The 1295-nt window shown below is 65.9% G+C and carries 1 protein-coding gene; it reads left to right on the top strand.

Annotated elements, in window-relative coordinates:
- Nucleotides 1–1295 (top strand): urocanate hydratase (gene hutU / locus HX817_RS16995; RefSeq protein ID WP_256348768.1); only part of this gene is annotated, 1295 nt, incomplete at both ends.

Below are 1295 nucleotides of genomic sequence, written 5' to 3'. Positions count from 1 at the left end.
CCGCACTGGGCGAGCTGGGAGCATTTCAACGAACTGGATGCCAAGGGCCTGGCCATGTACGGCCAGATGACCGCCGGCAGCTGGATCTACATCGGCAGCCAGGGCATCGTGCAGGGCACCTACGAAACCTTCGTCGAAGCCGGTCGCCAGCACTACAACGATGACCTCAAGGGCCGTTGGGTCCTGACTGCCGGCCTCGGCGGCATGGGCGGCGCCCAGCCACTGGCTGCGACCCTGGCCGGTGCCTGCTCGCTGAACATCGAATGCCAGCAGGTCAGCATCGACTTCCGCCTGAGCAGCCGCTACGTCGACGAACAAGCCACCGACCTCGACGACGCCCTGGCGCGCATCGACAAATACACCAAGGCCGGCCAGGCGATCTCCATCGCGTTGCTGGGCAACGCCGCTGAAATCCTTCCGGAACTGGTCAAGCGCGGCGTGCGCCCGGACATGGTCACCGACCAGACCAGCGCCCACGACCCGCTCAACGGCTACCTGCCCGCCGGCTGGACCTGGGACGAATACCGCGCCCGCGCCAAGACCGAACCGGCCGAAGTGATCAAGGCCGCCAAGCAGTCGATGGCCGTGCACGTCAAAGCCATGCTCGAGTTCCAGAAACAAGGCATCCCGACGTTCGACTACGGCAACAACATCCGTCAGATGGCGCAAGAAGTGGGCGTGGAAAACGCCTTCGACTTCCCGGGTTTCGTCCCGGCCTACATCCGTCCGCTGTTCTGCCGTGGCATCGGCCCGTTCCGTTGGGCTGCGCTGTCGGGCGACCCGCAAGACATCTACAAGACCGACGCCAAAGTCAAAGAGCTGATCCCGGACGACGCGCACCTGCACAACTGGCTGGACATGGCCCGCGAGCGCATCAGCTTCCAGGGCCTGCCGGCGCGTATCTGCTGGGTTGGCCTGGGCCAGCGCGCCAAGCTCGGCCTGGCATTCAACGAAATGGTGCGCAGCGGCGAGCTGTCGGCACCCATCGTGATCGGCCGCGACCACCTGGACTCCGGCTCGGTGGCCAGCCCCAACCGTGAAACCGAATCGATGCAGGACGGTTCCGACGCCGTGTCCGACTGGCCACTGCTCAACGCCTTGCTCAACACCGCCAGCGGCGCGACCTGGGTTTCGTTGCACCACGGCGGCGGCGTCGGCATGGGCTTCTCCCAGCACTCGGGCATGGTGATTGTCTGCGACGGTACCGACGAAGCCGCCGAGCGTATCGCGCGCGTGCTGCACAACGACCCGGCGACCGGCGTGATGCGTCATGCGGATGCGGGCTACCAGATCGC

Origin of the sequence: Pseudomonas sp. C6002, assembly GCF_013385805.1 — a bacterium.
Lineage (GTDB): Bacteria > Pseudomonadota > Gammaproteobacteria > Pseudomonadales > Pseudomonadaceae > Aquipseudomonas.
This window is presented reverse-complemented; position numbering and strand designations above follow the sequence as displayed.